1 protein-coding gene is annotated in these 1,743 nt (G+C 48.8%); it reads right to left on the bottom strand.

What is annotated here, in order from left to right; all coding sequences use genetic code 11:
- A partial coding sequence (locus EYY60_RS00100; RefSeq protein ID WP_449404167.1) for an Ig-like domain-containing protein occupies positions 1-1,435 on the bottom strand: 1,435 nt, incomplete at its 3' end.
- Positions 1,436-1,743 lie beyond the last annotated feature (308 nt).

Below are 1,743 nucleotides of genomic sequence, written 5' to 3'. Positions count from 1 at the left end.
CCACATCCGCAGGCTTCGGAGTCACAGTCAGGTTCAGCACCTGGTCTGCCGTGCATCCGTTGTTTGAGATTCTGGTTCCGCTTTGCGTTGTGCTGTAAGCCGTATTGTTGGCTGTCCATGTATAGGTATCTCCTGAACAGATCGTTGCATTCGTTACCACATCTGCCTGTTTTGGATCAACCGTAACATTTACAGCAGTTCTCGCGCTCTCGCATCCGCTGGTTGTCTGGCTCACATAATAAGTTCCTGTAGACAATACTTCTATTCCTGTATATGCAGTGGTTGCTGAATTTGAGCTGTACCATTTGATTCCAGTTCCTGAAGGTGATAGATCACCAACCGTTTTGGCATCTACAGAACAGAATGCCTGATCTGAAGCTGAAGGTGCTGAAGGAATGGTGTTCACAGTTACATCCACTGCTGTCGAAGATGCGCTTGAACAGCCCGAAGCATTCGTTACCTGAACACTATAACTTCCTGAATTTGAAACCGTAATTGATTGCGTTGTAGCTCCATTAGACCATAAGTAGCTTGTTCCGCTGGTTGAAGTCAGAACAACATTTCCTCCTGTACAGAATGTTGTCGGCCCTCCAGCAGAAATGCTTGGTGTTGCCGGCACAGGATTTACTGTCAGGTTCAGAACCTGGTCTGCAGTACAGCCGTTGTTGTTGGTTCTGGTTCCGCTTTGGGTTGTGCTGTAGACCGTATTGTTCACTGCCCATGTATAAGTATCTCCTGAACAGATTGTTGCATTCGTTACAACATCTACAGGCTTGGGAGTCACCGTCAATTGAAGCTCCTGATCAGCAGTACAGCCGTTGTTCAGGATCAGATAAGTCCCGCCAATCGTATAAGCTGTCGAATTTGCCGACCATGTATAAGTGTCACCAGAACAGATGGTTGCTGTGGTTATTATTTTTGCAGGTTTCGGAGTAATAGTCAGGTTCAATACCTGATCTGCAGTACAGCCGTTGTTGCTGATTCTCGTTCCGCTTTGGGTTGTGCTGTATACCGTATTGTTTGCTGTCCATGTATAAGTTTCTCCTGAACAGATTGTCGCATTCGTTACAACATCTGCAGGCTTCGGAGTGACAGTCAGATTCAGCACTTGGTCTGCTGTACAGCCGTTGTTTGAGATTCTGGTTCCGCTTTGCGTTGTGCTGTAGGCTGTATTGTTCACAGCCCATGTATAAGTTTCTCCCGAGCAGATTGTTGCGTTCGCACCACATCCGCAGGCTTCGGAGTCACAGTCAGGTTCAGCACCTGGTCTGCCGTGCATCCGTTGTTGCTGATTCTCGTTCCGCTTTGGGTTGTGCTGTAGGCTGTATTGTTCACTGCCCATGTATAAGTCTCTCCCGAGCAGATTGTTGCGTTCGTCACCACATCCGCAGGCTTCGGAGTCACAGTCAGGTTCAGCACCTGGTCTGCCGTGCATCCGTTGTTTGGGATTCTCGTTCCGCTTTGGGCTGTGCTGTAAACTGTATTGTTCACTGCCCATGTATAAGTCTCTCCCGAGCAGATCGTTGCATTCGTACCACATCCGCAGGCTTCGGAGTCACAGTCAGGTTCAGCACCTGGTCTGCCGTGCATCCGTTGTTTAGGATTCTCATTCCGCTTTGCGTTGTGCTGTAAGCCGTATTGTTGGCTGTCCATGTATAAGTCTCTCCCGAGCAGATCGTTGCATTCGTCACCACATCTGCAGGTTTTGGAGTCACAGTCAGGTTCAGCACCTGGTCTGCCGTG

This window comes from Flavobacterium zhairuonense, from assembly GCF_004352915.1.
Lineage (GTDB): Bacteria > Bacteroidota > Bacteroidia > Flavobacteriales > Flavobacteriaceae > Flavobacterium > Flavobacterium zhairuonense.
The sequence above is the reverse complement of the archived record's forward strand: the minus strand, read 5'-3'. Positions and strand labels throughout refer to the sequence as shown.